This is a genomic window from Halomonas sp. 707D4, assembly GCF_024158685.1.
Taxonomy (GTDB): Bacteria; Pseudomonadota; Gammaproteobacteria; order Pseudomonadales; family Halomonadaceae; genus Vreelandella.
The window spans coordinates 1-5,512 of the sequence record NZ_JAMZBD010000200.1 but is presented as its reverse complement, the minus strand read 5'-3'; the positions used below and the strand labels follow the sequence as shown (position 1 = coordinate 5,512).

The following is a 5,512-nucleotide window of genomic DNA, read 5'->3' as shown; positions in this document are numbered from 1 at the left end:
TGGCAGAGATGGCGAACCTGCAGGCAAGCTACCGCGAGTTCCCGGGCCTCGGCCACGGCCCGATGCTGAACGCTTCGCTGCGGGACGCGCTGGAATGGGGGCTTTTCACCCAAGAAGTCCGGCCCTGAGCGGCTAGCACGCCCTGCTCATTGCCGCGCCGCTCAGCCGGGATAGACGCGCGTCCAGCCCCAGAGCAAAAGCAGCGCAAAGAGCAGCCAGACCAGGGTAGCGGTGGTGAGCGTGCCAGCCAGGCTGAAACGGTAGCTGGCGTAGTAGATGGCGGCGAGGTACGCCGCGTAGGGAATCAGCGAGCAGAGCCCGAACAGGGCAGTGGTGCGCAGATCCGCCATGCCGCGCTCACTACCGACGATGTAGTGGGCAATCAGCGCAAAGGTGGGGAACAGCGGCACCAGGCCTGCAATAAAGAAGCTTTTGGTACGGGACAACAGCGCAATCAAAAGCACCGCCAGCGCGCCAAGCAGACATTTCAACAACAGCGCCATCGCGCGTTACCTCTCGTGTTCCTGGATACGCTGATCAAGACTTTCCAGCATCTGTTTGAGCAGCGCATCGAGCTCGTCGCGCTGCGTGTCAGTCAGCCCCCCGACCAGCGCGTGCTGCATGTCGACATGAGCGCCCACGGCCTCGTCGATCAGCGCAAACCCCTTCTCCGAGAGCGAAATCAGAAAGCCGCGGCCGTCCTCGGGATTCTTGATACGCTCGATGAGCCCCGCTTTTTCGAGCTGCTGGAGCCGGTGCGTCATGGTGCCGGACGTGACCAGGGTGGAGGCCATCAGAGCACTTGGCGAAAGCGCAAAGGGCGGCCCTTCGCGCCTGAGCGTGGCGAGCACGTCGAAGCTCGACTCGTTCAGCCCGAATGGCGCCCAGGTCTTCTCCATGGCGCGGGTCAGCACCTGGTTGAGCCGCTTGAGGCGGCCAAGCGTGCCCATCGGTGCGACGTCCAGGTCCGGGCGCTGGCGCTGCCATTGAGCGAGTATTCTATCGACATGGTCCATGGCTCGAAGCTTACGACTTTTTATCTTGACGTCAAGACAATCAGTCGAATACCTTGATATCAAGATAAATGACCAGAGCCGCACAATGCCTAGTACCGATTCCACTTCTTCCGTCTCGTCACGCCGCGCGCGGCTTGTCTCGCTTGGCTACCTGCTGGCCGGCGGGGCGCTGCTGGGGCTTTCGACCAACCTCGCCAAACTCGCCGGCGAATTCGGCCTCTCGCCGCTGGCGTTTCTGTTCTGGTCGCTGTGCGGGGCGGCGACGCTGCTGCTGGCACTGGCCGGGGCCAAGGGCAGGCTGCCGCCGGTCAACGCGCGTACCCTCGAGTATTACGGCGTCTCGGCGCTGGTGGGCGTGGCGGGCTCCAACCTGGTGTTCTTCTCCGCCGTCGCGCATATCGGCGCCGGGTTCGTGGCACTGGTGATCACGCTGCCGCCGCTTTTGACCTATCTCGGCGCGCTGCTACTGAAGATGGAACGTTTCCAGATAGTTCGTGCCCTCGGGGTGGCCTCGGCGCTGACGGGGGCCGTGACACTCGCTGCCCACAAGCTCGCCGCTCCAGAGGTCGATGTTCACTGGGTGCTGATCGCGCTGCTCGGCCCGGTGCTGCTCGCCATCGGCAATCTCTACCGCACCTTGCGCTGGCCTCCGGGCGTGGCAAGCGAGGCGCTGGCACCGGGCATGCTGGTGGCGGCGGTGATACTGCTGCTGGGCGTCGCTGTGTTGCCGGGCTTTTCGCTGCGCATACCGGCCTTGGGGTGGAACACGGCGCTGCTGATCGCCCTCCAGGCAATGGCCTTCGCCGGCCAGTTCCTGCTGCTCTTTTTGCTGCAGAAAAGCAGCGGCCCGGTGCTCTTGAGCCTGCTGGGCTCGGTGGGGGCGCTGTTCGGTGTGCCGGTGGCGATCTTCGTTCAGGGCGAAAGCACCCCCGACGGGCTGCTGCTGGGCGCGGTACTGATCGGTGGGGGCATCGCGCTGCTCAATCTCGGCAAGGTGCGCGCTGCCGGCCGCCAGACGCCTTAAAGCCGCCGTTCCATGTAGTGGGTGCCGTCGGCGGTATCGACGATCTCAAACCCCAGGCGCGCGTAGAAGGCCACCGCCGGGTTGATGCAGAACACCCGCAGGCGCAAGGCGGCACTGCCCGCCTTGCGAGCGCGTGACGCGGCGAAGTTGACCGCCGCCCTCCCCACTCCCCGGCGCTGCCACCCTGGCGCGATCTGCAGCTCGCGGAGGTAACATGCCAAAGGCGTCGGATCGAGGCACAAGAGTCCTACCGACCGCCCCTCGAGCACGATTTGGTAGCTCTCCATGGTACGCCACTGGCGCGCGAACAGTGTTTCGTCCCAGTGCAGGCCAAGGGTCTGGTAGTAGCCGCCCATGTTGCGCTGGATGAGCGCGGAGGCGAATGCGCGATCGCGAGTGGGCTGAATCGACGCTCGAGTCCTTCTCAAGGCGCTCTCCTTTGCGTCCGTCGGATGAGGGTTGCTCACCATTGCGTTATACTGGATCAGAGTAAAAGGAGGGAGCATGAACAACGTCACGCTTGAAACCAAACGTCGCTACCATGCCAAGGCACGCCGCTCGAACTACCAAGCCAGCATGGCACTCGAAGGCATATCGGTCGATGTCCGGGCTCCAAAAGCGAACAAGACAGAAATACTGTCGAAGTACACCAAGAATAAACCGCGCTGATGGACAAGTACGGCACCGGCCAGGATCCTTACTGCTATCCCGACACGGCCGTATTGCGTAACCTACTCGGCATTACCGACCCCGATGAGCTTGAAGAGGCCGAACGCGAACTTTCACTGATCAATGCCGACAGCATCGAATTTGCCTCCCCGCCTTTTGATCTTGCCTACCTGAAGCACCTTCACCGTGAGCTATTCGGCGACCTGTACGACTGGGCAGGCGAGCTGCGCATGATCGATATTGCCAAGGGGGATACGCGATTTTGCAACGTGCACCGCATCGTACCCGAAGCGGAAAAGCTCTTCGCTTATCTAGCCAGGCAGAATCATTTCGTCGAGCTCGAAAGGACCGATCTTGTCCACGCCTGCGCAGAGCTCTACGGCGACCTGAACGTCATCCACCCCTTTCGTGAAGGTAATGGACGCGCTCAGCGACTGTTGTTCGAACACCTGATCATTAACTGCGGCTACCAGATTTCCTGGCAAACGCTTCAACGCGACGAGTGGATAGAAGCCAATATCGCCAGCTACTACTGCCATTATCAGCCGCTGGCGAACATCTTCGAACGCTGTATCGGCGCGCCCTTGGCCGAATAGCGTCCGAGCCTTACCCGCTACCCCAACTGAAACGGATACACCGAGCCAATGTCGAGCAACCCGGTCAGCTCGTCGAGTGCCGTGAGCGACTCTCGCGCGAGCTCGGGGTCGGCGAGGTCCTGCGGGGCCAGCTGGTCGCGGTAATGGCGCTCGACCCAGGCGGTGAGATCTTCATATAGCGCAGACGTGAGCAGCACGCGACCACCGAGGGCGTCGCGCTCGGCTTGGGAGAGCGCCACGCGCAGGCGCAGGCAGGCGGGGCCGCCGCCATTTTGCATGCTCTGCTTGACGTCCTTGACGATCACCTCGGAAATCGGGTTGTAACCGGCGAGAATCAGATCCTGAATCACCCGCCAGACCGCCTCGTTCTCCTGGCACTCGCCGGGCACCACCAGCGTCATGCTGCCGTCCGGGTTGGTCAGAAGCTGCGAGTTGAACAGGTACGAACCGACGGCGTCCTCGAGGCTCATCGCTTCCACCGGCACGCGCACCGGGATCAGGGGCGTCGCCATTCGGGCGCGCAGCGCCTCCAGGGTGCCCTCCTCGTCGAGAAAGGCCCTTTCGTGGTAGAGCAGCACCGGGCCGTTGCCGACGGCGATCACATCGTTGTGAAAGACCCCGGCGTCGATCGCCTCCGGGTGCTGCTGGGCGAACACGCACTGCGCATCGACGAGGCCGTGCTGGCGGGCGACGGCCTGGCTGGCCTCCAGCGTCTGGCGCGCCGGGTAGCGTGAAGGCTCGCGCCCGTCGCCGAAGGCCTTTCGGCCGTAGACGAACAGATGAACGCCGAGCTCGTCGTGCTCGGCGCAGAGCCTGGTGTGGTTCGCCGCGCCCTCGTCGGCAAACGCCGGGGTGGCCGGCAGGGTCGGATGGTGGGCGAAGTGGCGCTCGTCGCGAAAGATCGCCTGCAGCACTCGCCCGGTCGTCTCCGGCTCCAGAAAACGGTGAAAGCTCGACTGCAGGTTGGCCGGGGTGAAGTGCGCTCGATGATCCGGCGCGTCCACGCTCGGGGTCACCGTGGCGGCGTTGGCGGTCCACATGGAGGAGGCCGAGCAGACCGCGCGCAGAAGCTGGGGGGCCTCGACCGCCGCGCGCGCCAGCACCTCACCGTCGGTGCCGGCAAAGCCCAGCGCGCGTAGTGCGCCGATGTCCGGGCGCTGCTGGGGCGGCAGTACGCCCTGGGCATATCCCGCCTCCATCAGCGCCTTCATCTTGGCAAGGCCCTGAAGCGCTCCTTGCCTTGGGTTGGCGGTGAGCCCTTCGTGGCGCTGGGAGGCCAGGTTGCCCGCGGCCAGCCCCGCGTAGTTGTGGGTCGGGCCGACCAGCCCGTCGAAATTGACTTCGCGAATGTCCTGCATGGGGCTCCTCACAGCGTGATGCCGGGCGGCAGGTTCTCGGGCAGCTCCAGCGACTCGGCCTCCATCGAAGCGACCGGGAAGGCGCAGTAGTCCGCCGCGTAGAAAGCACTTGGCCGATGATTGCCGCTGTCCCCCACGCCGCCGAAGGGCGCATCCCCCGAAGCGCCGGTGGTCTGGCGGTTCCAGTTGACGATGCCGGCGCGAATGCGCAGCAGAAAATCGTCCCAGTCGGCGCGCTCGCCGCCGATCAGCCCGGCGGAAAGCCCGTAGCGGGTAGCGTTGGCAAGTTCGATCGCCTCGTCCCAGTCATCGAAGCGATGAACCTTGAGCAGCGGACCGAAGTACTCCTCGTCCGGAACGTCCAGGCCGGTCACGTCGATCAGCGCCGGGCTCAACAGGCTGGTGTTCTCCTCGAGGCGCTGCATGCGATTGATCACCCGGCCCCCCAGCGCTTCGAGCGCCGCCTGAGCCTTCAAGAGCCCGTCGGCGGCGGCGGAGCTTACGAGCCCGCCATAGAACGGCGCCGGCTCTTCCTCGAAGGGCCCGGCCACGCGAAGCTGCGCGATGGCCCGGGAAAGCGCTTCGATCAGCCGGTCGCCCGCCTCGCCCTTCGGCACCAGCAGCCGCCGGGCGCAGGTGCAGCGCTGCCCGCCGGAGAGAAACGCGGACTGCAGGATGGTCAATACCGCAGCGCGCTCATCCTGCACGTCCTTGACCACCAAGGGGTTGTTGCCGCCAAGCTCCAGCGCCAGGATCTTGTCGAGCTGGCCGGCGAACTGGCGGTGCAAGAGCCCGCCGACCTGGGCGCTGCCGGTGAACAGCAGCCCGTCGATGCGAGCATCCCCGGCC

The 5,512-nt window shown here is 64.7% G+C and carries 8 protein-coding genes; 3 read left to right on the top strand and 5 right to left on the bottom strand.

Translation table 11 applies throughout. From position 1 onward, the window contains the following. Nucleotides 1-161: 161 nt before the first annotated feature. Nucleotides 162-503, bottom strand: a complete 342-nt coding sequence (locus BIS11_RS09900) for a GlpM family protein (RefSeq protein ID WP_253418647.1) — start codon at nucleotides 501-503, stop codon at nucleotides 162-164. A 6-nt stretch (nucleotides 504-509) separates the two neighbouring features. Then, nucleotides 510-1,016, bottom strand: a complete 507-nt coding sequence (locus BIS11_RS09895; RefSeq protein WP_253418645.1) for a MarR family winged helix-turn-helix transcriptional regulator — start codon at nucleotides 1,014-1,016, stop codon at nucleotides 510-512. 85 nt (nucleotides 1,017-1,101) lie between these two features. Between BIS11_RS09895 and BIS11_RS09890 the strand changes: the two genes are divergently transcribed. After that, a complete protein-coding gene (locus tag BIS11_RS09890) occupies nucleotides 1,102-2,040 on the top strand; it encodes a DMT family transporter (protein WP_253418643.1) in 939 nt (312 codons plus the stop codon). On the opposite strand, the gene BIS11_RS09885 is transcribed toward BIS11_RS09890, so the two are convergent. Beyond that, nucleotides 2,037-2,468, bottom strand: a complete 432-nt coding sequence (locus tag BIS11_RS09885) for an N-acetyltransferase (RefSeq protein ID WP_253418641.1) — start codon at nucleotides 2,466-2,468, stop codon at nucleotides 2,037-2,039. The two genes, BIS11_RS09890 and BIS11_RS09885, sit on opposite strands and share 4 nt — an antisense overlap. 76 nt (nucleotides 2,469-2,544) lie before the next feature. Between BIS11_RS09885 and BIS11_RS09880 the strand changes: the two genes are divergently transcribed. Beyond that, nucleotides 2,545-2,709, top strand: coding sequence for a YhfG family protein (locus tag BIS11_RS09880; protein WP_253418639.1), 165 nt, complete (start codon nucleotides 2,545-2,547; stop codon nucleotides 2,707-2,709). Continuing rightward, on the top strand, nucleotides 2,709-3,305 hold the full coding sequence (locus BIS11_RS09875; RefSeq protein ID WP_253418637.1) for a putative adenosine monophosphate-protein transferase Fic: 597 nt from the start codon (nucleotides 2,709-2,711) through the stop codon (nucleotides 3,303-3,305). Before BIS11_RS09880 ends, BIS11_RS09875 begins: the two co-directional genes overlap by 1 nt. A 17-nt stretch (nucleotides 3,306-3,322) precedes the next feature. Here BIS11_RS09875 and astB read toward each other — a convergent pair whose 3' ends face one another. Then, nucleotides 3,323-4,663 carry an N-succinylarginine dihydrolase gene (gene astB, locus BIS11_RS09870; RefSeq protein WP_253418635.1) on the bottom strand — a complete coding sequence of 447 codons (1,341 nt, stop codon included), beginning with the start codon at nucleotides 4,661-4,663 and terminating at the stop codon, nucleotides 3,323-3,325. A gap of 8 nt (nucleotides 4,664-4,671) precedes the next feature. Beyond that, on the bottom strand, nucleotides 4,672-5,512 hold an 841-nt coding region (locus BIS11_RS09865), incomplete at its 5' end, for an aldehyde dehydrogenase family protein (RefSeq protein ID WP_253585995.1).